Here is a 22007-nt window from a genome sequence, read left to right as displayed (position 1 = left end):
TGTGCTGATTCACACCAATTACTGGTTCCAGCACCGCAAGTCGTACTACGACGAGAACGGAGTCCTCATGGCGGCCATGGACGACAAGGATGTGGGCAAGGTGCTGGCACACCTACCGGCAGCGACTCTGGTCGAAGTCGCCTCCGGTCACAATGTCCACTTCGAACGCCCGGATATATTCGTCCGCGCAGTCCGTGAACTGGCGACGAAGATCGAGTGAAGGCTCACCGCACCGGACGTCCGCACGGTCTACCCGATGTGCGGCATCGAATCCATCCGGGCTGAGGTACCCGCCTCAGTAGGTCGGGATGGAGAATTCGATGACCTCGCGCTCGACCCGCACGGCGGTGAGGATTTCGGCGGCACCGAGGGCGATGGTGAACAGGCCGACGACCACCGACAGCGCGGTCAGGGTGGAGAACGGTCCGACCGCCACCACAATGCCGACGACCGTGGTGGTCAGGCCGACGAGTTCCTGTCGCCCGGCACCGGCCAGTTCGTCCGACCAGGCGGCGACAATAGCCTGCACGACTCCCCGAATCATCCAGCCCATACCGATCCACATGGCCAGCAGGGGAATCCATTCGCCGCTGCCGAAGCAGTGGTACGCCAGCAGTATGGCCAGGAGCCCGCTGCCGAATTCCATGATGCGCAGCGCGGTCGGTAGTCGTGCACCGAATGCGACAATCCACTGGACCGCCGCCGTGGCCGCGAGTACCAGCCCGAATAGCGCCCCCGCTACATCTATCGACTTACCGGGCCATACCGCCACCGTCAGCCCGAGTACGACCGAGCAGACGCCGACCACCAGCAGCGTCTGCCAAGCCCAGTCGGCAAACACCGCAGTACGCCCCTCGATCCGATTGGTGGGCATCGGTCAATAATATGACCGTTTCGTCCAGTTACCTGGACATTTGCATATTTGGCATGTCGGCACGCCGCGCGCCGTCCAGGGCTCGCCGGAATCCGGCCGCGCGATCAGGCACGGCACTGGACGCGTAGCGACCCCCGCCAGGCGGCTGTCACGTAGGAGGCGGGGCCACACCCCAGGCCCGCTTCACCAGGCTCGGAGGTGGCCGGGTTGGCGGTGGCCGACGACCACTCAGGGACCGATCGGCGTCGAGGGCCTGGCCGGTGACGGCGTCGGCACAGGGCGGCGCCGAACATCGCGGCGCGCGGTGATCCCATCGGGTTCGGGCAGCCGTGTGAGGTCTGATCGGCGGTGGTCTGCTCGTAGACCTGTTCGGTGGTGATGCGTACGTCTAGGCGACCTCACCGAAGTGCCACTTCACCGTCCGTTCGCCAAGTCCGCAGCGCGACGGCGGCGAAGGCGCACCGGTTGGGCGGACTGTGCGGGTTTGCGTGCCGGGCTCGCCGTGACGGGAGCGACCCCGTCGGCGAGACTGTCGGGATGCACATCGTCGTGGCAAACCGGGGTGAAGTGGCCGTGCGGGTATTGCGGACCACGCGCGAGCGCGGATACGCGACGCTCGCGATGTATACCGGCGATGAGGTGGAGGCCATGCCGGTGCGGTTGGCCGACGAGGCGGTGGGGCTGCCGGGTGGTGGGGCCGCGGCGTATCTCGATATCGATGCGGTCGTGAAGGCGGCGCTCACCGCGGGCCCCGGCGCGCTGGTGCATCCCGGTAACGGATTCCTCAGTGAGAGTGCGGAGTTCGCCGCCGCATGCACTGCGGCCGCGCTGGTATTCGTCGGCCCGACACCGGAGGTGCTGCGAACGTTCGGCGATAAGGTCGCGGCGCGCGCGGCAGCGGAGCGGGCCGGAGTGCCGGTGCTCCCCGCTACCGCGGGCGGAGCGTCCCTCGAGGAGGTCCGGACGCTGCTCGAGGCCCATCCCGACGGTGTGATGGTGAAGGCCGCCGCGGGTGGTGGCGGACGCGGTATGCGGATGGTGCGGGAGCCCGAACGGCTGGCCGAGGCGTATGAGCGCTGTCGGTCCGAGGCCCTGGCCGGATTCGGCGACGACACCGTGTACGCCGAGGCGTTGGTGGCCGAGGCACGGCATATCGAGGTGCAGATCGTCGCCGACGGTGTCCGCGCCATTGCCGTCGGCGATCGCGATTGCAGTGTGCAGCGGCGGCAACAGAAACTCGTCGAGATCGCGCCCGCACCGAATCTCGATGCGGCGCTGCGGGATCGGTTACACCAACACGCGGTGCGGCTGGCCGAGTCCGTGGCGTGCCGGGGTGTGGTCACCGTCGAATTCCTGGTCGACGGCGGTGAGGCGTGGTTCCTGGAGGTGAATCCGCGGCTGCAGGTGGAGCACACCATCACCGAGGAGGTGACGGGGTTGGATCTGGTGGCCGTTCAGTTCGATCTCGCACAGGGCCGCTCGGTCGAGGAGCTCGAACTGCCGACGGTTCCGCGCGGATACGCGGTCCAGGCGCGCGTGAATGCCGAAATCCTCACGGCGGGCGGTGAAGTGCTGCCCAGTACGGGGGTCATCGCACAGTTCACTCCGCCGACCGGTGTGGGCGTCCGGGTCGATACCGCGGCATTCAGCGGTATGCGACAGGGCGCGCGGTTCGATTCGCTCCTGGCGAAGGTCATCGCACGCGGCCCGTCCTATCCGGCGGCACTGCGCCGCACCGCCGACGCGCTCGCCGAAACGGTGATCACCGGGGTCGATTCGAATATCGCGGTGCAGCGGGCGGTACTGGACGAGCTCGCCGAGGGGGCCACCGTCTCGACCTCCTGGTTCGAGCGGAAGGTAAGCGAACTCATCGGCAGGGCAGTCGATTTCGCGCCCGCCCCGCATCAGGTCGCGGATATCGCCGATCAGGTGGTCGAACACCTCGATGTGGGCGATGACGAACAGGTCCTGCGTTCACCGATGGGTGGCACAGTCGTCAGCGTCGTGGAGCCGGGCACGCTGGTGTCCGCCGGAGCGGAAATCGCTGTCCTCGAGGCGATGAAGATGCAGCACGTGCTGCGCGCCGAGCAACCACTGCGGGTCCTGCGCCAACTGGTCTCCCCGGGTGCGGTCGTCGACCCGCACACTCCCCTGCTCATCTGGACCGCGGCCGATCACACCGACAGTGACGCGAATATCGCAGCGGAAGACCTGGATTCGCTTCGCGCCGATCTCACCGAAGTGCGGGACCGCCACCGGATCGGGCTCGACGAAGCCCGCCCGGAAGCGGTCGCCAAGCGCCATCGCCTGGGTCGGCGCACGGCCCGGCAGAATATCGCCGACCTGGTGGATGCGGACAGCTTCGTCGAATACGGAGCCCTCGCCGTGGCGGCGCAGCGATTGCGACGCAGCCCCGAGGACCTGATAGCCAACACACCCGCAGACGGTTTGATCGCGGGCGTCGCCACCATCAATGCCGACCGCTTCGGCGCGAACGCCACCCGCGCCGTGGTGATGTCCTACGACTACATGGTGCTCGCGGGCACGCAGGGCATGCGCAATCACGCCAAGACCGACCGTATGTTGGAACTGGCTCACTCCCAACGACTTCCGGTGGTGTTCTTCACCGAGGGCGGCGGCGGACGACCGGGCGATACCGACTACCCTGGTATCTCCGGACTGGACGTCACCACCTTCCGGGCGATGGGCGCGCTGTCGGGCCGGGTCCCGCTCATCGGCATTGTGTCCGGCCGCTGCTTCGCCGGGAATGCCGCGCTGCTCGGCATGTGCGATGTCGTCATCGCCACCCCCGACGCGAATATCGGTATGGGCGGTCCGGCCATGATCGAGGGCGGCGGATTGGGCGTGTACGCGCCCGAGGATATCGGGCCGATCGAGGTGCAGCGCCGCAATGGCGTGGTCCATATTGTCGCCGCCGACGAGGCCGAGGCGGTGGCGATCGCCCGCCGCTACCTGGCGTATTTCCAAGGCCCGGTGGCTGATTGGAGCGCACCCGATCCACGCCTGTCCCGCCACGTGGTGCCCGAGAACCGGCTGCGCGCCTTCGATATTCGCGCCGCGATCGCCTCCGTCGCCGATATCGACTCGGTCCTGGAGTTGCGCCGCGACTGGGGTGTGGGCGTGGTGACCGCCCTGGTGCGCTTCCAGGGTCGCCCGTTCGGCCTCATCGCCAATGACTGCCACCATCTCGGCGGTGCCATCGACGCCCCGGCCGCCGATAAGCTCAGCGCCTTCCTGAGCCTGTGCGACGCTCACGGCCTGCCCATCGTGTCCCTGTGCGACACACCAGGGTTCATGGTCGGCCCGGAGGCGGAAACCCATGCCACCGTCACCAAGTTCAGCCGTCTGTTCATCGACGCGGCCGCCCTGACGGTGCCGTGGGGCACCATTATCGTGCGCAAGGGCTACGGCCTCGGCGCACAAGCCATGGCGGCGGGTTCTTTCCGCGCCCCGCGTTTCGTCATCGCCTGGCCCACCGGCGAAATCGGCGGTATGGGCCTGGAAGGTGCCGTACGCCTGGGCTTCGCCAAAGAACTCGCAGCCATCGAAGACCCGGCCGAACGGCAGACCGCCTTCGACAATCTGGTGCGGATGGCCTACGCCAGCGGCAAGGCGCTGACGGCGGCCACGGTCCTCGAACTCGACGACGTCATCGACCCCGCCGATACGCGACGGTGGATCGACACCCTGCGGTAACGAGATGCCGATCCACCGGCGAGTCAGCGCAGCTTCCGGAAGAAGTCCCGCACGTCGGTGGTCAGCAGATCCGGTGTTTCCATCGCGGCGAAGTGGCCGCCCCGGTCGAACTCCGACCAGTGCACGACGGTGTGCTGTTTCTCGGCGATACCGCGAATCACGGTGCCGCTCGGGAATACCGCCACCCCGGTCGGCACCCCGGAGTTGTCCACCTCCGCGCCCCACTGCTGCGATTCCTTGTAGAGACGCATGGAGGATCCGGCGGTATTGGTGAACCAGAGCACCGACAGATTCGTCAGCAGCATGTCGCGGTCGACGGACTCGTCCGGCACCGACTTCGCCGGATCCTTGTAGGTATTCACCACATCCAGAATCCAGGCCATCATGCCCGCCGGGGAGTCGGCCACCGCGGGGGCGAGGGTCTGCGGTCGGGTGGAATGCATACCCGCGTAGCCGGAGGTGTCCTGACTGCTCCAGTCCTGCAGCTCGGCCAACTTCTCCTGATCCACGGCGCTGTAACCGGAGCCGTCATCGTCCCAGGATGGGATGGTGATCGGGTCATTGAGATGGATCCCCGCCACATGCTCGGTATCGATGCGACCGAGCTGCGGGGCAATGAACGAACCCGCATCGCCACCCTGCGCGCCGTACCGCGAATAACCCAGCCGCGCCATGAGTTTCGCGATGAGTTCGGCACTGCGCTCGGTGGCGGCGTCGCCCGGCTTACGGGTGGGGCCGGAGAACCCGAAGCCGGGAAGCGTCGGAATCACCAGGTGGAAGGCATCATTCGGATCGCCGCCGTGCGCCCGAGGGTCGGCGAGTGCGCCGATCATCTCGGTGAAGTCCTCGAATGGCCAGCCGTGTACAAGCACCAGCGGCAGGGCGTCCGGCTCCGGCGAGCGCACATGCGTGAAGTGGATGCGCTGCCCGTCGATATCGGTGACGAACTGCGGAAGCGCATTGAGCATGGACTCCTGAACCCGCCAGTCGTAGCCCGTCCGCCAGTACTCCGCCAACTCCCGCACATAGGCGGTGGGGATGCCGTAGGTCCACTCCACGCCGGGCAGCTCATCGGGCCAGCGGGTGTTGGCCAGGCGGGCGTTCAAATCGTCGAGGTCGCGCTGCGGAATGTCGATTCGGAAGGACTCGATGTTCGTCATGTCTCCTACGGTAGGAGCCCCTTAGGCCGGGTTCTGTCCTAAGCTCATGGCAATCTGGGAGCATGCTCGAAACCTCCGCTCGGCTGCTGCGACTGCTGTCGCTACTACAGACTCATCGCGATTGGTCCGGCGCGGCACTTGCCGATCGGCTCGGCGTGAGCGCGCGCACCGTGCGCCGCGATGTGGACCGGCTGCGCGAACTCGGCTATCCGGTGGACGCGGTACAGGGCACGGCCGGTTACCGACTCGGCGCGGGCACCACCCTGCCACCGCTGCTGCTCGATGACGAGGAGGCGGTCGCGGTCGCGGTCGGCCTGCGCACGACCACCGGCGGCACCGTATCCGGGATCGAGGACGCGTCGCTGCGGGCGCTCACCAAACTCGAACAGGTCATGCCGTCGCGGCTGCGGCACCGCCTGGAGGGTTTGAAGCGTTCACTGGTCCGCGTCGAACCCTCCGGCCCACGCGTCGACCCCGACACCCTCATCGCTCTCTCCGACGCCTGCAACCGCCATGAGCGACTGCGCTTCGACTACACCGATCATGCCGGGCGCGAATCACTTCGAGAGGTCGAACCGCAGTCGGTGGTCAACTTCAGCCGCCACTGGTACCTCGTCGGCTGGGATATCCACCGCGACGACTGGCGCTCGTTCCGGGTCGACCGCCTGCGTCCGCGCATCCCGACCGGCCCCCGTTTCCCGCCGCGCGACGCACCCGACGGCGATGTGGTCACCTATCTCTCCAATCGCCTGTCGCAGACCTCCTGGCCCTATCAGGCGACGGTGACGCTGCACCGTTCCGCCGCGGACCTGGCCGACCGAATCTGGGCCGGGATGGGCGTTTTGGAGGCGGTGGACAACTCCACCTGCCTGCTCCACATCGGAGCGGACTCCCCCTGGGCGCTGTCGTGGATGCTCACCTCCATCGATACCGATTTCACCGTCACCGATCCCCCGGAACTGGTCGCCGAAATCGATAAGCTCGCCCGCCGCTGCGCCGCGGCCATCGGTTGACCTTTCACTCGTGGCGGTGCGATCCGCTCCACCGGATTCGGAAACAGCCTACGGTTGATGGAGGCGCTGCAGCCGTGGCGGCGCCGCCCACGGAAGGAATCGACGTCGTGAGCACCGCATTTCCCCCTGGTCCGCGAGTTCCTAGGGCGGTCCAAACGCTGCTGTACGCGAAATGGCGTGGGCTGCTGCTCAATACGGCGGCCCGCAGGTACGGGGATGTGTTCACCCTGCGCTTGGTGCCGCCGTACGCGGAGAACCTCGTGGTGTTCTCGCGGCCGGAACATATTCGCGAGATCTTCGCCGCCGACCCGGCGGATTTGCATGCCGGTGAAGGCAATCGGCTGCTGGTGCACATTATGGGTTCGCGGTCGGTGTTGCTCACCGACGAGCAGGAACATGCGCGGGCCCGTCGCCTGCTCATGCCCGCCTTCACCGGTTCCGCATTGCACGGGTATCGATCCTTCGTCGAGGCCATCGCCAAAGCCCATATCGACCAATGGGTTTCCGGTTCCACCGTGACCGCACTGGATCGGATGAACGAACTGACCCTGGACGTGATCATGCAGGTCGTCTTCGGAATGACCGATGAGCAGCGACGATCCGAGCTGGCCCCGTTGCTGCGGCGGATCGTGAATGTCAATCCACTGGTCTTCTTCGGGTGGAAGTGGCCGCGCTTGGAGCGGTACGGCGTGTGGAAGCGCATGCGCGCCACCCAGACCGCCATCGATACCCTGCTGCTGGCCGAAATCGCCCGTCGCCGTGCCCATCCCGATCTGGATCAGCGGGCCGACGTGCTGTCGCGGCTGCTCGCCTTCGGGGCGGGCGACAATCCCGCCGACCAACCGCTGTCGGACGCGGAACTGCGCGATCAGCTCATCACCCTGCTGCTGGCCGGTCACGAAACCACCGCCTCGGCACTGTCGTGGACCTTCCAGGAACTCGCCGCGAACCCCGATATTCAGGATGCCGCCCGACGTGCGGCCCACGACGGCGATGACAAGTACCTCGAGGCGGTGCTGAAGGAGGCCATGCGCCGCCGTACGGTCATTGCCGGAACGGGTCGAAAGCTCACCCGCGACATGACAATCGGTGGGGTCACGCTACCGAGGGAAACGGTGGTCACCACCTCGATCATCCTGGCCCATCAACGCCCGGACAGCTACCCCGATGCCGCACGATTCCGGCCCGAGCGCTTCCTCGACGGCAGCGTCGCCGCCAATACCTGGTTCCCATTCGGCGGCGGTGTCCGCCGCTGCATCGGCGCGGGCTTCTCCCTGATGGAGGGCGCCGTGGTCCTGCGCGAGGTGCTGACCCGCTTCACGCTGACCTTCCCGCACGGTGGATCCGCCGAAGGCGCACGCATCCGCAATATCACCCACGTCCCGGCCCATGGCGCGCGAATCACGGTGACCGCCAATACTTCCCCGATGAGCCGGACCGTATAGGGCGCTCGGGGATCGGATCGTCGTGCACATAGGCATCGACCTCAATTGACAGGCCCGATGCGATACTGGACTCAGCGGCTATCCCCCAGCGCTCGTAAGGAGGTTCCGACGCGATGGCTGAACCCGACGACCTGCTCCTCAGCCACGACGAACGGACACATGCCCTCGACGCCCTCGCCAAGCACTACGCCGACGGGCGATTGGACAGCGCCGAGTTCTACGAACGCTCGGGTGCCGTCGCCAGCGCCCGCACCTTTGGCGCCCTCGACGCCGAGTTCAGCGGCCTTCCAGGCGGAGTGCCGCTGACCTGGAAAGACGGCCTGGTGGTGCGGGTCCCGATCCCCAGCGACACCGGGGAGGTAACCGGCGGCGCCCCTACCGCGGCGGTCGAGCTGTCCGCGCTTCGTGCGCGTGGCCAGATAATCGAATCGCTCGACGCCATCATCCTCGGCATCACCCTGGTCAGTTTCCTGGTGCTGCAGCTGATCGTGGGTTGGAGCTTCGCCTGGATCATCTGGCCCTCACTGATCGTCACCCTCACCATCCCGCGAATGGTTCTTCGGTTCAGTGAATCCGACGAGGAGGTCTACGAGGATCTGAAAGAGGCCGAGGCCGAGGCGCGAAAGCAGCGCCTCGCGGAAGCCGCGAATCGAATCCGGGAGCTCGGGAGCGGCCAAGGCACCGGTTCCTGACCATCATTGTCCGCAGCGTCCAAACACGCCGACGCCCTACCGAAACCGCCTCACACCGGTGGCCTCGTCGTTCGGCTCCGCGCGAATACCCGATCGCGCGCGGTGAACTGCGCACAGTCCGGGCACTCCGCGATAATGCGATGTCGGCAGGCGGCGAGGTGTTCCAGGAAACGATCCGTCGCCCGCAGCAGCGCCAGCTGCTCACGCACCTCGGCACGCTTGGCGTCGATGAGGGCCAGCCGGTCATCGCGCCCACCCGCCGCCAGTCGCCGGATCTGATCCAGCGACAGCCCGGCGCGCTGTAGGACGCGGATCATTCGTGCCTGCGCGAGCGTCTGTTCGTCGTAGTTGCGATGCCCCGAGGGGCTGCGCTGCGGGATGAGCAGGCCGACGGATTCCCAATGTCGGAGCACGTGTGCCTCGATACCGAGGGCGGCCGCGGCGTCACCGATCCGCAGCTCCGCGACAGTCGTCACAACTCACCTCTTTACTTCAGGTCGACCTTAAGTATTACCGTCCCCTCGATCGTGGCGACCAACCAGGTCGCCCGCACGAACAGTGAACGGAAGTGGGATCATGTCCGACCCGGTGCGTACGCCGAGTCTCGTCGAATGCTGCTCGGCGGCAGTCGGCCTGGTGCACGGTGCCCTGCGGCCGAAGCGGCCCGACGAGCGGTTCCAGCGGTCTCTGACCGATGTCGGTCTGCCGACTCCCCGGCGCACCGTGCGGGTGACCGCGTTGCCGCAGGTGCCACGGTCGGTGCCGACGGCCCTGATCGTGGAGGGGAGGTTCGCACCCCGCCACATCCTGAACGCGCTCACCACCTTTGTCATCGAGCACCGGGAGGCGACCTTCCTCGTCGATCCGAGCGTCTGCCTCGATGTGCGGAAGCGTGCGATCGCTGAGCTCCCGTCGGTATTGCGGGCCGTGGTGACCCCGCCCGCGGACACCATCGCGACCGTGACGGCGCTGCGCCGCGCACCACTGCTGCCGACACCCGATTTCGCGCTGCCGACCCATGCGCACTGGGATCACGTGTGTGGGCTGCTGGATCTGCCGGGGCTGCCCGTTCACCTGCACAGCATCGAGCACGACTGGATTACCTCCGGGACAGTGGCACCGGCCGGAGGCGTCCGCGATTCGCTTATCGATCGCCCCATCCGCCGTTACGACCTCGACGGACCACCGGTACTGACCTTCACCCGCAGCCATGATCTGTTCGGCGACGGCAGCGTCGTCCTGGTGGATCTGCCGGGACACACCCCGGGCAGCGTAGGGGTGCTGGCGCATACCGAGCGCGGCTGGGTACTGCTGGCAGGTGACGCCGCCTGGCATACCGAGCAGATCTCCGGAATCCGCCAGAAGTCCAGCTTCCCAGGTGATTTCGTCGACAATGACCGCGCGGAGGCCTTCCGGACGCTGCAACGCCTGCACCTGGCGCAGCACTACACGACCATCATCCCCACCCACGATCACACGGCGTCACGCCAGCTGCTTTCCCCACTATGAGGTCATACCGACGCGCTAACGTGAACGAATGGACGTCACCGTTCGCCCCGCCCTGACATCTGATATCCCCGAACTGGGCCGCGTACTCGGGATTGCCTTCGCCGACGATCCGGTCATGACCTGGTCCATCCCCGACGCGACCTCCCGCCCCCGCCGCGCGGCGATCGCCTTCGCCACGCTGACCCGATTGCAGTTCATCCAGCACGGTGGCGTCGAGGTGGCCGAGGACGATACCGGTGCCATAGTCGGCGCGGCGGTGTGGGCGCCGCCCGGCCAGTGGCACACCTCGAACGCCACCATCCTGCGCGCAATGCCGCACCTCGTGCGCGCGTTCGGGCTTCGCACTCCCCGTGCCGCCCGCATGTCCGACCGCATGGCGGCGGCTCACCCCCGCGACCCGCACTGGTACCTGGCCTTCATCGGCACCCTGCCCACCGCCCGAGGCCGCGGCTACGGCCGAGCCCTGATGTCGTCGCGGCTCGACCGCTGCGACGCCGAAGGTGTGCCCGCCTATCTCGAGTCCAGCAAACCCGACAACGTTCCCTACTACGAACGCTTCGGCTTCGAGAAGACCGGAGACCTCGACGTCACCAAGGGCGGGCCACTGATGTGGCCCATGTGGCGCACACCGATCAGCAAGTAATGGAGACACTGTGATTCTGGTGACCGGCGCGACCGGCAATGTGGGCGCGGACGTGGCGCAGGCCCTGGCTTCGATTGTGCGGCCCACGGTCGAGGAGGTCACCGGCCGCCCGCCGCGCACCTTCGAACAGTGGGCCGTCGCACACCGACGTCTTTTGCTAGTTCGCGCGCATTGAGTTGGGCTCTGCCGCAACGACATCGCACCGGAGCCCGTACTCGCTGTGGTCAGACGGTGCGGCGGGCGCGGACCAACGTGAGCCCACCGAGCGCCATGCTCATGAGCCCGAAGACCATGGCCGCGAAGGCCCCGACTATCCCATTGCCGGTGCCGGGCCCGCCATCGGCGGTCACCGCGAAAAGCCCACCGCCGACCACGCCGATCAGCCCCAACCCCAGGGCCACCAGTGCCCGCCGTTCCCCGTTGCCGGTACGACCGGCGGAGCGAACCGCCAGTCCACCGATGACCACGCCGATCAAGGCCACCAGCGCGGTCAGGGTGGGCCCGAGTCGCCCGGAGGTCATGCCGGTGGCGGCGGACGGCTGGACAGCGGCCTGGGCGATCGCCGGCGCGGCCAGCGCGATAGTTCCGGCCGAGACGGCCGCGGTGACGGTGAGCAGGTGACGGACGGACATGAGGCGCTCCTTATCGAACAACGTGGTATCGCTCGATCATGTCCGCCGGACCCATCACCAATCATCCAGCGCGCGCAGACAATTCACGCTGCCACGGTGGTGGCAACGACCTACCGCGGAGGTCGCGGAAACCCATGCGAGTACTGCGGGCGCGGTAGCCGGTAGATCGTCCGTACGCGGGAGTTGCCCGCGCGCGAATCCGGCTAGGGTGCACCCATGAGCAGGGCACGGATCGGGATCGGCGACTGGGCGGTCGCCCTCGTCGTGGCGGCCGTTCTGCTGGCCGCCGGACTGTCTGGACCGCAGGCCGCCACGAATCTCGACGTGTTCGGCTACGTGTTGTTGCTCGGCGGTGGTCTCGCACTGGCCGCGCACCGGTGGGCTCCGCTGACTGTGCTGGCCGCGACCGCGTTGTGCGTACTCGGTTACCAGGCAATCGGTTTCGATGTACCCGCCATCGCATATCTGGTCGCGGTGTACGCGACGGTACGGGCGGGCTACCGCCTCATCGCGGTGGCGGGTTCGGTGCTCATGGTGATCGCGCTGCCGTTCGCAATGCTGGTCGCACATCAGGACTGGGCCGTGGGCGCGGCGTTCGACCAGGCGCGCGATGCCCTGCAATTGGCCTGGTTGATAGCGGCCGGTGCGGCCGGTGAGGCGCTGCGGCAGGCCGAACGGCGGGCCGATGAGGCCGAGCGCACCCGGGAGGAGACCGCGCGGCGTCGCGCCGATGCGGAGCGGCTGCATATCGCGCGCGAACTGCATGATTCGCTCACGCACCAGATCTCGGTCATCAAGGTGCAATCCGAAGCCGCTGTGCACGTGGCCCACAAGCGCGGCGAGGAGGTGCCGGAGTCGCTCTTGGCGATTCGGGAGGCCGGTCGGGAGGCGGCCCGGGAATTGCGAGCGACCCTGGAGGCGCTGCGCGATGACAGCACCACCCCGCGACAGGGACTCGACCACATACCGGAGCTGGTGGAACGAGCCAGGACAACGGGTTTGGACGCCACACTGACAATCGAGGGGCAGCGTCACGACGTACCGGCAGCGGTGGATCGAACCGTCTACCGGATCGTTCAGGAGTCGCTGACCAATATCGCCCGGCACGCCGCCGCCGCGACGGCGACGATCCGAATCGACTACCGCCCCGACACCCTCATCGTCCGCGTCGATGACGATGGCAAGGCCTCGGCGAACACCGCGCCGGTGCACGGCGTCGGCTTGCTCGGCATGCGCGAACGTGTCTCCGCCCTGGGCGGTCACCTGCGGGCGGCACCGCGCAGCGAGGGCGGGTTCTCCGTCCGAGCCGAACTTCCCGTGGATCGACCATGATTCGGGTCCTGCTGGTCGACGACCAGCCACTCATTCGCAGCGGATTCCGCGCACTCCTCGACCTCGAGGACGATATCGAGGTGATCGCCGAGGCCGCCGACGGGAACGAGGGGCTGGAACTGGCCAGACAGCACCTGCCCGATATCGCGCTCATCGACATTCAGATGCCCGTCGCCGACGGTATCGAGGCGACCCGACGCATTGCCGCGGATCCGGCCCTGGCCGGGGTGCACGTCGTCATCCTGACCAACTACGGCATGGACGAATATGTCTTCAACGCGCTGCGCGCCGGGGCGGCCGGATTCCTCGTCAAAGATATTCAGCCGGAAGACTTCCTGCACGCGGTGCGGGTCGCCGCCCGAGGTGACGCGCTGCTCGCACCGTCGATCACCCGCCGGCTGATCAACCGGTACGTCAGCCAGCCGCTCGACACCGGCACCACAGCGGGCCTGAAGGAACTGACCGCCCGCGAACGCGAGGCGGTAGTCCTGGTGGCCCGGGGCCTGTCCAACGACGAGATCGCCGACCATATGGTCATCAGTCCGCTGACCGCGAAGACCCATATCAACCGGGCCATGACCAAACTGCACGCCCGCGACCGCGCCCAACTGGTCGTTCTCGCATACGAATCCGGCCTGGTAAGTCCGCGTACGACCTGAAAACCCGGTCTCTCATATCGAACTTACTTGCGTCACAGTGACGTTCGCGCTCAGTGCTGTTGAATGGAGTCATGAACGACTGGAGATCGGTAGGACACGTCTACCCGTCGGTGATCGAGTTCGTCGATAACTACCTGAGCGTGGTGTACCGGCGCGATGTGATCAACGATCCGTCAGTGGCGTGGTGTCCGGAGTGGTACAAGCATGCCGAGGCAGCGGCGCGGCTGGAAATCCTTTGGCGCGCATGGGAACACTACCGTCTCGACGCGCGCACCGGATTGAGCGTGTGGTTCCTCGACCATGCCGACCCGCAGATGGGTCGGCTGTTCGCTCCCGATGGTCCGTTCAAGTTCTGCTCGCCGAGAGTTGGACACCGGGACATGCTGCCGCCGCTGCCCCTCGTCTCACCGCGAGAGGATCTGTTTACCGATCCGGCGTCCTAGCCGGATTTGCGCGCGATCGCGGCGACGACGAGTTCCTCCCAGATACTGAGGTCGCGCTGGTCGGCGGCGGGTGTGCCCACAGCGGGCGGATCCGGACGCCACCGCGCAGGCGCGCAGACCGGGCTCGAGTAGTTCGAGGTCACCGAACAGCGCGAGAATCTGCTCCTCGTTGCGCCAGGTGCCACGGCCGAAGGCTTCCAGAATCTTCCGCTCGGTGGCGGCTGCCTCCCGGGTGCGGCCGGTCTGGAAATGCGAGATGTAGACCTGACTTCCGGGAATCATCCGGTCCGCCCAGTCGCGGACGACCCCGGCCGGATTCTCGTCATCATTGAGGAAGCTCAGCGTGATACCGAAGATGATGCCGAGAGGTTCGTCGAAGTCGATGAGCCGCTGCACCTCCGGATGCTCGCGGACCGCCGCCGAATCACCCACATCGGCTTCGAGTACGGCGATATTGTCGTCGATGGCGAGCAGCGCGCGTCCATGTGCCACCACGAACGGGTCGTTGTCGACGTAGACGACGCGACCGTCCGGGTGCTGACGGCGCAGCACATCGTGGACGTTCTCATCGGTCGGCAATCCGCAACCCATATCGATTATTTGCCGGATGCCGTCGCGGGCCATATCGCGGGCCGCACGAATAACGGCTTCCCGGTTCGTAATCGCCAGTAGCTCGGAGCCGGGGAGGTCTCCCATGAAGAAGTCCCCGACATCTTTGTCGACGCCGTAGTTGTCACGTCCACCGAGCACGTAGCTGTACACCCGCGCCACACTCGGCCGTGATTGCCGTGCTCTGATGGCGTTGATATTCAAGTCTCGCAACACCTTAACCCTTCCGTGCACCAGCGGTCGATGATCGCACGGGCAGTCGCCAGCCGGGCCGATCCACGATAGAAAAGATCATTCCAGATCGCGTCCGAGCGGAGCAGTTCTTTGCCAATGACGATACAGGTGTAAGGCCGGATCGCCGCCTCGATGAATATCTTCGCCGTGAGGATTCGGAATGCAAACCGCACCTAGTGTTTATACCGACCGGTACTTACTTTTTAGTTCCTGAAGCCGTGGCTTCGCTGAGCACCGAACTCTCCGCGCGACCGGCGAGCAATGCGTCGAGTTGACGTTCGGCGCGCTCGGCGCGAGCGAGGGTTTGTTCGCGAGCGTCGTCGAGTGTCGCCAGCCGCGCCGCCGCCTCCTGCCGGGCTCGATCGAGCGCTGTCGCGGATTCGGCGCGCACGGCCGCTATATCGTCAGCGGCGATCCGCCGGGCCTCGGTCAGTTCGGTGCGGGCGCGGTCGAGTTCGGCGCGCACGCGAACGAGCTCATCCCTGGCTTCCGCAACCGCCTGATTACGTTCCGCCACAGCCTGTTCGGCACGGTCGATGGCGCGCTCGGCATCGGCGGCCCGCTGTACGGCCAGATCCCGTTCGGCGGCGGCCGCGGTAGTGCGCTGGGAGGCATCGCGACGCACCTGCTCGACCTCGGTCGCGGTCTTGGATCGCGCCAACTCGATCTCCTCGGTCGCCTGCTGCCGCGCCCGCTCGATATCGTCGGCGGACTCGCGGCGGATGGTGCGGATTTCGGCCTCCGCCTCGTTCCGCGCAGCGAACACATCCTCGGCCGCCTGTTTGGTAACCCGCTCGACCTCGCGCAATGCGTCATCGCGTGTGGATACAGCGTCCGCGATCCGCGCCTCGGCCGCTTCCGCGGCCAGCGCCGCGTCCTCGGCCGCCGATTCCGCCGCGGCCCGCGCCTCGTCAGCATTACGCCGCGCCTGCTCCGCCGCCGCGGCCGCCATCTCGGCTTCGGCAATCCGGCGCGCGGCATCGGCCTGCACCGCCTGCACTTGCGCTTCCGCCACGGAAGGATCCGCCAGCGTGGACAATTCGGCCACCGCCGCCGCCAGTGTGTTCCCCAGCTGATCGGCCACTCCCCGGAACTGGATCAGCAGCTCATCGGCGCGCAATCGGGCCACAGTCACCGGCCCCTGTTGCGTCACAGTGACGTTCGCGGTCGGGGTCTCGCTTTCGGCCTGCTGTAGCCGCTGCCGCTCCCGCCAGGCCCGCCACCGCGTGTGATCGGGATGGTCGCAGTACTCCGAAGGCCGCCCCGGACCCCCACCGCGATTAATGGGACGCGTGCAGCTCGGGTAGTTACAGATGCTCGTCGACACAGCCAAAATCGTAGCGTTTGTTTCGTCATTTCGAACGCAACAACACGAAACGATTCCCCAAGAGCCCCAATCGATCCCGCACCGTTCTGACCGCCGATAAGTGAACCTTATCGGCGGTCAGCAGATCCCCCTCCCCTTGCTCTACCTCGCGAACAATACGTTTACGTTTGGTAGGACCCAACGCTACGCAATACAAACGAATTCATTCAAAAACTGTGCTCGCATGTACGCCCGTACCATTCAGTGGACGAGGTCCGTTCCCTTTCGGTCGAATCTGTGTCTGAGTGATCAGGATTCGCTCAGTCGGTTGGCATGGCGGCCGCGCAGGTCACGGCCGCACACTCGCCCCGCCCAGCCGATTTGGTCTACTTTGAGCGGGATAACCAACGGCAGACATGAGAGGGCCGCGGTTGGAACCGAGTGCCGAGGAGGCGTGGGACCCAGTAGTTGCGCGTTGGCACAGTGTCGACGGTGACTATGTCCTGCCCCGTGCCCTGCGGTCCTTGCCGCAGCCCTGGGACGAATGGGACTGGAGCCGGATCGTGGAGCTGCCGCACACCGACGAGCAGGTGGCGCAGGCCCGGCGCGTGGTAACCGTGCTGCTGGAGGACTCGGAATTGGCGCCGTATGTGCCTGAGCCGCCGTCGCCTGGCCTGTTGTGGCATGCGTGGGAGGAGTTCCATCAGGCAATCGGGGAGAGAATGCCCCGCATGAGCCAGGTGACGTGGGCCGGTGTGGACCAGCTGGTGCGGGAATGGCAGGGACGGGGGCGGCTCAACTCGCTGCAGCGGCACGTCGTGGATCACATCGAGGTGGTGATGCTGGCGATGATCCCGTGCCTGCGAGACGACACGGCCGACTCGGTTCTGCGCTGGCTGGCTCTCCACCCCGATCCGGCCTGTTTCGCCGAGTGGGCGGTGGAGCTGGCCGAGCACTGCGTGATCGAGGACATCGGTGCCGACTCGGCCATCGAGCTGCTGGGCGCGATAGCTGGTCCGGAGGCCAGGACGGCGCTGGAGCGCCTCTCGGTGAAGCAGGGTGGTCCGGCGAGCTGGGACAACGCGGAGGCAGCAGCGACGAGACTGAGCTGAGCCCGCTGGTTCACCTCCGTTGTCCCGGGCCTGAGCGGCGAATCCGATGACAACCGATCAGCCGCGGTCTTTGGGGACGCTACTCACTATTCGGCGATCACGTCACCCAAGGTGGCTGCGGTGAGGACGCGTCGGCCCATCGCCTGGAGCCGTGCTGGATCCTGTGCGCGAATCGCATCGGCCACCGCAGACGGTACGGACCCGAACTTCTGCGACAACTGCTCGATCAGCATCTCGGCCCGCCCCTCGGCCCGGCCCTCGGCCAAACCTTCCGCCAGGCCTTCGGCGCGGAGTCGCTCTGCGGTCGTCACGAATGCCTCCTTGATTTCCGGTCCGAGCTGGTCGATCACGGGCAGTAGATCACCTACAACAGTATCGCCCACCACCAGGATGTACTCCAGCACACGGTCCAACTCCGCCGTCGTCAGAGTCATGAGATCCGCGATCAGTGACGACAGGTCCCGTTCGAGGTGCCGGTTTCCCGGCGCGCTCTTGAGCAGTGTCAACACCACCCGAACCCGCGCCGGCTGCCTGGCCAGTAACGCAGCCGCGTCGACAGTGGCCAGATCGTCGAGCACGAACCTCATCCGGGGTAACAACCCTGCCAACGCTGCTGCCATCGAGGGTTCGACATCGACCAGATCCGCCACCTCGACCGAGTGGCTCCACGGCGCGCCATCGGCGCCCGCGTACACGACAACCGGAATCACCGCCGGCAATCGCTTGGCGGCGGGGTTCGTTTCGAGATACCGCTCCCAGATCCTCACCACGTACGCCAACATCCGAAACGCCATCAACGGATCGGACTTTCGCTGATGCTCGAGCAGTACATACACGAACGCTTCTCGCCCCGCCCAGCGGGTCACGAACAGTACATCGCTGAAGCGGGCCCGCAGCTCAGCGGAGACGAAGCTACACGACTGGGGCCGCAGCCGTGTCCAATCAATCTGCGCGGCAACCGCTTCCGGTAGAACCGCGCGCAACTCCCCAGCGAAGGCGTCTGGATGCGACATCACCTGCCGGAACAATGCATCGTGTGGTTTGTCCGGTCGCTTCGGATCGTTCGGTTCCTTCGGCGTGGCCATGCCGGGAAACTACTCGCAAACCGCTACCGGCACAGGCGAATACACTCGGAGGCCTGAGAACTGTGGGTGCTGCGACTGGATACCTCCCCGCTGACCGAGTGTTTGCCCCGGTGTACCTGTCGCCAGTCTGTCAGCGGTGTTCGTCAGCGCTCGCGGCGGTCGAGGGCGGCGACCTCACGTACGGCATCAGCGACGGCGCGGAAGTCCTTACGCAGGATCGCACCGTGATTGCTGGAGACCTTCGCACTGATTTGGATGTTCGGGTTCCGTTCGGTTACCGCGGGGAGGCTGGTGCGTACCTCTTCCTGCCCGCCCGGGCTGCCGAAGGACTCCCCCGAAGCAACCACATACCGCGCCGGGACGGCGATGTCGTCGAGGACGGGGCCCAGCTCATGCGCCCGGGCGAGTTTGCCGAGCTCGATATTGCTGTTCGCCATCTGTTCCGCGGTCATCCGCGGGGTCAGACCCGTCGGGCGCAGCAGCGGCATGAACCAGCCCCACCGCCGAAACGCTTTCCGGATCCCCTGTTCCAAGTCGTCGGTAAGCCAGTCGTACGGCTGCGCGCCGTCGACCATGATCGCGCCCACGGCGCGGTCCGGATTGCGGCTGGCCCAGTGGGCCGCGACGAACGCTCCATAGGACCAGCCCACTACCAGCGCCCGCTCCACGCCCCGGGCCGCGAGCACTGCATCGACATCCCGGACGGCGGCCTCGAAGGAATAATCCGCCGAACGTTGCGACTTCCTGCCGCGGGCCCGCTCGTCGTACGTGATGTGCCGCCACCCCGGGCCCAGGTCGGCAATGACCCGCCGCCAGTACCCCTGCGTAGCGAACTGGCCGTTGAGGTAGACCACGGGGAGGCCGGTGCCGCCGGTATCGGTGACGGCCAGGGCCGTGTCGTCGACCGGCACCATGCCGGTCCACTTCGAATCGGTTGAGGAATCTCTGGTGTTTGTCATATTTCAACCTGATGGTGTGAGGGTTTCGGGTTCGACTTCTCCCGGCCTTGCCCAGTCGCGTCGTCCGGGGGGGACGGTGACGGGTGCGCTACTTCGCGGCCGTGCCGGGTTCCCCGCTGATGGACTCCTGATAGGCGTCCGCATAGGTGCGTGAGTCCTTGACCAGGTCGTCGCAGAACGCGGCGACGTCATTGCCGATGAGTTCCAAGACCCCCTTGCCCGCGGCGACGCCCCCCTCGAAGAAGTCGATGATCTCGGGGAGCAGGGGCCCGTCAGGCAGGCCGATCGGTCCGACCTTGAACAGGTACTTCTGCATCTCCTTGTAGACGATCTGGTAATCCGGCGGGAGCGCCTTGACCCGAGCCATGTGCGTCCGCCACTGCTTCTTACCCGCGATGATGTCGTGGATACTCACGTCAGCCTCCCAGCCGGCTCAATTTCCTGGCAACGTTCCTGTTCAACTGCTCGCGCCACCGGTCGCGATACGTTCGAGCCCCTACTCCACCGGCCAGCGCCGCGCAAAAGCCTCCGATGTCGTCGCCGACCACCTCGTGGACGCTCTGCCCCTCCGCCGCTGTTTCTTCGAGCAACCCCAGGGCGGCGTCGAGGATCGGCATCAGGTTGCGGCCGGTGAAGCCCGAATAGGGGAAGAGGTGGCTCTTGATCTGTTCCCACGCCGCCCGGTATTCGTCCGGCAGCGCCTCGGCCCGGGCTTCGAACGCCTTCGATTCCCTGGTGAGATCGCTGCCTGTGATGGTCTCCCAGAAGTTCATCCCTCGCCCTCCTTGAGCCTGTCGATGCGTGATGAGATGTACTGCCATTTCGCCCAGAACTTCGCAAGTTCCTCGCGTCCGGTGTCGTTGAGCGCGTAGAACTTACGTGGCGGACCAACACCGGACGGTCGTTTCGTCACCTGGACGAGTCCGTTCCGCTCCAATCGCAGCAGGATGGTGTACACCGTCCCCTCGATGACGTCGGCGAAGCCGAGTTCGTTCAGCCGACGGGTGATGGCGTACCCGTAGGTTTCCTCGCTGCCGATGATTTCGAGCACGCACCCTTCGAGCGTGCCCTTCAGCATCTCGGTCAGGTCGTCCATCGCGAGCCCTCCCTCAGTCCAATCGGTACTGCGTGATACCGAGTACCACTATACGGTATCACCGAGTAGTGGAGGATGCCAGCGATCGGCGAACGCGGACCGGACTCTGCGATCCGCGAAGCGAAAGAATGCCTCCGCGCACCACGAGGCCCATCAGTGGTATCGCGGCGGACCGTGACTTCCGGCGGTGAGTCCCCTTGATGTGGGCGTCCGAGTGGTAGCGAACCCGTTCAGCGAGGTTCTTCTCGAATCCGAACCCCACGGTCGGGAAGGTCGTCGAGACGGTGTTTCAGGAAGCTGCGAGCCTGGTCGTTGGGAGCGTCCGCAATTGCCAGGCGGTACTGTTCCGCCGCTTCAGCGGGGCGGCCCAGGCGTCGCAGCAGGTCCGCGCGGCTGGCGGGAACCAGGTGGGAGCCGGCCAGCCGCGGGTGGTCGGCCACCTTGTCCAGCGCGGCCAGACCGTGCTCGAAGCCGTCGCGGAAGCCGAGCGCCACCGCCCGGTTCACCGCCACCGCGGGAGAGTCGGTGTAGTGCAGCAGCTCGTCGTAGCCCGACACCACGGCAGCCCAGTCGGTGCGCTCCCAGGTTGGTGCCATGGCGTGTGCGCCGGCGATGCGGGCCTGCGCCAGGTACGGTCCGGTGCCGCTGTCCTCGGCGGCCGAGATCAGGCAGCCCAGGCCCGCCCGGATCTTCGGCCGGTCCCAGCGGCTGCGGTCCTGGTCCTCCAGCGGAACCAGCGCACCGTCCGCGGTGCGCCGCTGGTCGCGCCGACTGTCGTTGAGCAGCATCAGCGCCAGCAGGGCCCGTGCCTCGGGTTCGTCGGGCAGCAGGGTGCACAGCAGCCGACCGAGGCGGATCGCCTCGTCGCACAGTTCGTCGCGCACCGCCGACGGCCCGGAGGTGGCGAAGTACCCCTCGGTGAATACCAGATAGATGCAGGCCAGGACTGCGGCGGTGCGTTCGGGAAGTAGGTGTACCGGCGGCACCCGCAGCGGGATGCCGGCCCGGCGGATTTTCGCCTTGGCTCGGCTGAGCCGCTGGGCGACGGTGTGTTCGGGCTGGAGGAACACCCGCGCGATCTCCGCGGTGCGCAGTCCGCACACCAGCCGCAGGGTCAGCGCAACCTGAGATTCGGCGGACAGTGCGGGATGGCAGCAGGTGAAAATCATCCGTAACTGGTCGTCGGCGATCGGCGACATGTCGGGCTCCTGTGCGGGTGGGATATCGCGCACCGCGTCGTACTCCTTCGCCGGCCGCGCCGCTTCTCGGCGCAGCCGGTCGAGGGCACGGTTACGCGCGGAGGTGGTGAGCCAGGCCCCCGGGTTGGTCGGCACACCGCGCTGCGGCCAGGTGCGCAGCGCGTCGGTGAACGCCTCCTGTACCGCGTCCTCCGCGAGCCCGATATCCCCGGTGAACCGAGCGACCGTGGCCAGCACCCGGCCGAATTCGACGCGATACACCGCATCGAATTCGGCCGGGTCCAGCGC

25 protein-coding genes are annotated in these 22007 nt (G+C 66.5%); 12 read left to right on the top strand and 13 right to left on the bottom strand.

Annotation, left to right across the window (positions count from 1 at the left end; all coding sequences use genetic code 11):
* Positions 1 to 220, top strand: a 220-nt coding sequence (locus NU1_RS42410; protein WP_371859861.1) for an alpha/beta fold hydrolase, incomplete at its 5' end; no start/stop codon positions are given.
* Positions 221 to 295: 75 nt separating this feature from the next.
* Here the strand turns inward: NU1_RS42410 and NU1_RS33540 are convergent.
* Positions 296 to 874: a DUF308 domain-containing protein gene (locus tag NU1_RS33540; protein WP_067527683.1), complete on the bottom strand. Its 579-nt coding sequence runs from the start codon at positions 872 to 874 to the stop codon at positions 296 to 298.
* A gap of 537 nt (positions 875 to 1411) precedes the next feature.
* Here NU1_RS33540 and NU1_RS33535 point away from each other — a divergent pair.
* Positions 1412 to 4591 (top strand): acetyl-CoA carboxylase family protein, encoded by a 3180-nt coding sequence (locus tag NU1_RS33535; protein WP_067527681.1) that lies wholly within the window; start codon positions 1412 to 1414, stop codon positions 4589 to 4591.
* Between the two features lie 23 nt (positions 4592 to 4614).
* On the opposite strand, the gene NU1_RS33530 is transcribed toward NU1_RS33535, so the two are convergent.
* The gene (locus NU1_RS33530) at positions 4615 to 5751 is read right to left on the bottom strand and encodes an epoxide hydrolase family protein (RefSeq protein ID WP_067527678.1); all 1137 of its coding nucleotides are present in this window, start codon (positions 5749 to 5751) and stop codon (positions 4615 to 4617) included.
* 62 nt (positions 5752 to 5813) lie between these two features.
* On the opposite strand from NU1_RS33530, the gene NU1_RS33525 reads away from it, so the two are divergent.
* The 3 genes from NU1_RS33525 (at position 5814) to NU1_RS33515 (ending at position 8901) form a co-directional block, all read left to right on the top strand.
* Positions 5814 to 6764, top strand: a complete 951-nt coding sequence (locus tag NU1_RS33525; RefSeq protein WP_067527676.1) for a helix-turn-helix transcriptional regulator — start codon at positions 5814 to 5816, stop codon at positions 6762 to 6764.
* 107 nt (positions 6765 to 6871) lie between these two features.
* Positions 6872 to 8209: a cytochrome P450 gene (locus NU1_RS33520; protein WP_084522054.1), complete on the top strand. Its 1338-nt coding sequence runs from the start codon at positions 6872 to 6874 to the stop codon at positions 8207 to 8209.
* A gap of 113 nt (positions 8210 to 8322) precedes the next feature.
* Positions 8323 to 8901, top strand: a complete 579-nt coding sequence (locus tag NU1_RS33515) for a DUF1707 SHOCT-like domain-containing protein (RefSeq protein ID WP_067527672.1) — start codon at positions 8323 to 8325, stop codon at positions 8899 to 8901.
* Between the two features lie 50 nt (positions 8902 to 8951).
* Here NU1_RS33515 and NU1_RS33510 read toward each other — a convergent pair whose 3' ends face one another.
* Positions 8952 to 9377, bottom strand: coding sequence for a MerR family transcriptional regulator (locus NU1_RS33510; protein ID WP_084522047.1), 426 nt, complete (start codon positions 9375 to 9377; stop codon positions 8952 to 8954).
* Positions 9378 to 9477: 100 nt separating this feature from the next.
* Between NU1_RS33510 and NU1_RS33505 the strand changes: the two genes are divergently transcribed.
* The 3 genes from NU1_RS33505 to NU1_RS41965 are packed head-to-tail and all read left to right on the top strand — an operon-like array spanning position 9478 to position 11228.
* A complete protein-coding gene (locus tag NU1_RS33505) occupies positions 9478 to 10410 on the top strand; it encodes an MBL fold metallo-hydrolase (RefSeq protein ID WP_067527716.1) in 933 nt (310 codons plus the stop codon).
* Positions 10411 to 10438: 28 nt separating this feature from the next.
* Positions 10439 to 11053, top strand: coding sequence for a GNAT family N-acetyltransferase (locus tag NU1_RS33500; RefSeq protein WP_067527670.1), 615 nt, complete (start codon positions 10439 to 10441; stop codon positions 11051 to 11053).
* A 10-nt stretch (positions 11054 to 11063) separates the two neighbouring features.
* Positions 11064 to 11228, top strand: a complete 165-nt coding sequence (locus tag NU1_RS41965) for a hypothetical protein (protein ID WP_157553373.1) — start codon at positions 11064 to 11066, stop codon at positions 11226 to 11228.
* Positions 11229 to 11277: 49 nt separating this feature from the next.
* Here NU1_RS41965 and NU1_RS33495 read toward each other — a convergent pair whose 3' ends face one another.
* Positions 11278 to 11685 (bottom strand): DUF6223 family protein, encoded by a 408-nt coding sequence (locus NU1_RS33495; protein WP_067527668.1) that lies wholly within the window; start codon positions 11683 to 11685, stop codon positions 11278 to 11280.
* 216 nt (positions 11686 to 11901) lie between these two features.
* On the opposite strand from NU1_RS33495, the gene NU1_RS33490 reads away from it, so the two are divergent.
* The 3 genes from NU1_RS33490 to NU1_RS33480 all read left to right on the top strand — a co-directional run bounded on the left by NU1_RS33490 (position 11902) and on the right by NU1_RS33480 (position 14119).
* Positions 11902 to 13017, top strand: a complete 1116-nt coding sequence (locus NU1_RS33490) for a sensor histidine kinase (RefSeq protein WP_067527666.1) — start codon at positions 11902 to 11904, stop codon at positions 13015 to 13017.
* Positions 13014 to 13676, top strand: coding sequence for a response regulator (locus NU1_RS33485; protein WP_067527664.1), 663 nt, complete (start codon positions 13014 to 13016; stop codon positions 13674 to 13676). The genes NU1_RS33490 and NU1_RS33485 overlap by 4 nt, the downstream gene beginning before the upstream one ends.
* 71 nt (positions 13677 to 13747) lie before the next feature.
* Entirely contained in the window at positions 13748 to 14119 is a 372-nt protein-coding gene (locus NU1_RS33480; RefSeq protein WP_067527714.1) for a DUF4913 domain-containing protein, read from the top strand.
* Here NU1_RS33480 and NU1_RS33475 read toward each other — a convergent pair.
* Genes NU1_RS33475 through NU1_RS33465 form a run of 3 tightly spaced genes read right to left on the bottom strand, consistent with a single transcriptional unit; the run spans position 14081 to position 16289 of the window.
* Positions 14081 to 14932: an SAM-dependent methyltransferase gene (locus NU1_RS33475; RefSeq protein WP_245720425.1), complete on the bottom strand. Its 852-nt coding sequence runs from the start codon at positions 14930 to 14932 to the stop codon at positions 14081 to 14083. The genes NU1_RS33480 and NU1_RS33475 overlap by 39 nt on opposite strands.
* Positions 14929 to 15135, bottom strand: a complete 207-nt coding sequence (locus tag NU1_RS33470; protein ID WP_067527662.1) for a hypothetical protein — start codon at positions 15133 to 15135, stop codon at positions 14929 to 14931. The genes NU1_RS33475 and NU1_RS33470 overlap by 4 nt, the downstream gene beginning before the upstream one ends.
* A gap of 23 nt (positions 15136 to 15158) precedes the next feature.
* Positions 15159 to 16289, bottom strand: a complete 1131-nt coding sequence (locus NU1_RS33465; protein ID WP_245720424.1) for a coiled-coil domain-containing protein — start codon at positions 16287 to 16289, stop codon at positions 15159 to 15161.
* 503 nt (positions 16290 to 16792) lie between these two features.
* Between NU1_RS33465 and NU1_RS33460 the strand changes: the two genes are divergently transcribed.
* Positions 16793 to 17380, top strand: a complete 588-nt coding sequence (locus NU1_RS33460; RefSeq protein WP_067527658.1) for a hypothetical protein — start codon at positions 16793 to 16795, stop codon at positions 17378 to 17380.
* Positions 17381 to 17466: 86 nt separating this feature from the next.
* On the opposite strand, the gene NU1_RS33455 is transcribed toward NU1_RS33460, so the two are convergent.
* From NU1_RS33455 to NU1_RS33430, 6 genes are all read right to left on the bottom strand, one after another.
* Positions 17467 to 18465 (bottom strand): Rpn family recombination-promoting nuclease/putative transposase, encoded by a 999-nt coding sequence (locus NU1_RS33455; protein WP_067527656.1) that lies wholly within the window; start codon positions 18463 to 18465, stop codon positions 17467 to 17469.
* A gap of 143 nt (positions 18466 to 18608) precedes the next feature.
* Positions 18609 to 19424, bottom strand: coding sequence for an alpha/beta fold hydrolase (locus NU1_RS33450; RefSeq protein ID WP_067527654.1), 816 nt, complete (start codon positions 19422 to 19424; stop codon positions 18609 to 18611).
* Positions 19425 to 19512: 88 nt separating this feature from the next.
* Positions 19513 to 19839, bottom strand: a complete 327-nt coding sequence (locus NU1_RS33445) for a DUF1048 domain-containing protein (RefSeq protein WP_067527652.1) — start codon at positions 19837 to 19839, stop codon at positions 19513 to 19515.
* 1 nt (position 19840) lies between these two features.
* The gene (locus NU1_RS33440) at positions 19841 to 20197 is read right to left on the bottom strand and encodes a DUF1048 domain-containing protein (RefSeq protein WP_067527650.1); all 357 of its coding nucleotides are present in this window, start codon (positions 20195 to 20197) and stop codon (positions 19841 to 19843) included.
* Positions 20194 to 20520: a PadR family transcriptional regulator gene (locus NU1_RS33435; protein WP_067527648.1), complete on the bottom strand. Its 327-nt coding sequence runs from the start codon at positions 20518 to 20520 to the stop codon at positions 20194 to 20196. The genes NU1_RS33440 and NU1_RS33435 overlap by 4 nt, the downstream gene beginning before the upstream one ends.
* Positions 20521 to 20750: 230 nt before the next feature.
* A complete protein-coding gene (locus NU1_RS33430; RefSeq protein WP_067527712.1) occupies positions 20751 to 22004 on the bottom strand; it encodes an RNA polymerase sigma factor in 1254 nt (417 codons plus the stop codon).
* Positions 22005 to 22007: the final 3 nt, after the last annotated feature.

The organism is Nocardia uniformis NBRC 13702, assembly GCF_001613345.1.
In the GTDB taxonomy this organism is placed as follows: domain Bacteria; phylum Actinomycetota; class Actinomycetes; order Mycobacteriales; family Mycobacteriaceae; genus Nocardia; species Nocardia uniformis.
Note: the sequence above shows the minus strand (reverse complement) of the source record. Positions and strands in the feature narration are given on the sequence as shown.

Coding starts and splice junctions, on each gene's coding strand:
- NU1_RS33540 (WP_067527683.1), bottom strand. CDS start 874: ATGCCCACCAATCGGATCGAGGGGCGTACTGCGGTGTTTGCCGACTGG.
- NU1_RS33535 (WP_067527681.1), top strand. CDS start 1,412: ATGCACATCGTCGTGGCAAACCGGGGTGAAGTGGCCGTGCGGGTATTG.
- NU1_RS33530 (WP_067527678.1), bottom strand. CDS start 5,751: ATGACGAACATCGAGTCCTTCCGAATCGACATTCCGCAGCGCGACCTC.
- NU1_RS33525 (WP_067527676.1), top strand. CDS start 5,814: ATGCTCGAAACCTCCGCTCGGCTGCTGCGACTGCTGTCGCTACTACAG.
- NU1_RS33515 (WP_067527672.1), top strand. CDS start 8,323: ATGGCTGAACCCGACGACCTGCTCCTCAGCCACGACGAACGGACACAT.
- NU1_RS33505 (WP_067527716.1), top strand. CDS start 9,478: ATGTCCGACCCGGTGCGTACGCCGAGTCTCGTCGAATGCTGCTCGGCG.
- NU1_RS33500 (WP_067527670.1), top strand. CDS start 10,439: ATGGACGTCACCGTTCGCCCCGCCCTGACATCTGATATCCCCGAACTG.
- NU1_RS33495 (WP_067527668.1), bottom strand. CDS start 11,685: ATGTCCGTCCGTCACCTGCTCACCGTCACCGCGGCCGTCTCGGCCGGA.
- NU1_RS33490 (WP_067527666.1), top strand. CDS start 11,902: ATGAGCAGGGCACGGATCGGGATCGGCGACTGGGCGGTCGCCCTCGTC.
- NU1_RS33485 (WP_067527664.1), top strand. CDS start 13,014: ATGATTCGGGTCCTGCTGGTCGACGACCAGCCACTCATTCGCAGCGGA.
- NU1_RS33480 (WP_067527714.1), top strand. CDS start 13,748: ATGAACGACTGGAGATCGGTAGGACACGTCTACCCGTCGGTGATCGAG.
- NU1_RS33455 (WP_067527656.1), bottom strand. CDS start 18,465: ATGGCCACGCCGAAGGAACCGAACGATCCGAAGCGACCGGACAAACCA.
- NU1_RS33450 (WP_067527654.1), bottom strand. CDS start 19,424: ATGACAAACACCAGAGATTCCTCAACCGATTCGAAGTGGACCGGCATG.
- NU1_RS33440 (WP_067527650.1), bottom strand. CDS start 20,197: ATGAACTTCTGGGAGACCATCACAGGCAGCGATCTCACCAGGGAATCG.
- NU1_RS33435 (WP_067527648.1), bottom strand. CDS start 20,520: ATGGACGACCTGACCGAGATGCTGAAGGGCACGCTCGAAGGGTGCGTG.